This window comes from Streptomyces sp. URMC 126, assembly GCF_051386555.1.
Classification (GTDB): domain Bacteria; phylum Actinomycetota; class Actinomycetes; order Streptomycetales; family Streptomycetaceae; genus Streptomyces.
In genome coordinates, this window is the sequence record NZ_JBPQTX010001350.1 from 1 (window position 1) to 236 (window position 236).

At 64.4% G+C, this 236-nt stretch carries 1 protein-coding gene; it reads left to right on the top strand.

The features are described 5' to 3' along the window. Positions 1–236: winged helix-turn-helix transcriptional regulator (locus ACSNOK_RS36225; protein ID WP_436784893.1), on the top strand; the 236-nt coding region annotated here is incomplete at both ends.

Consider the following 236-nt stretch of genomic DNA (forward strand, 5'->3'; position numbering starts at 1 on the left):
GTCCACGACGGTGGAACACGTAGGCGAGTGGTGGACGCTGTTGATCCTCCACTACGCTTTCGACGGCTACACGCGCTTCGACCAGTTCCAGGAGAGTCTGGGCATCTCCTCCAGCATGCTCACCACCCGGCTGAAAACCCTCGTCGCCGACGGACTACTGGAGCGCCGGCCCTACCAGACCAACCCCGTACGCCACGAGTACGTCCTCACCGAACTCGGGCGCTCCCTGCGACCGG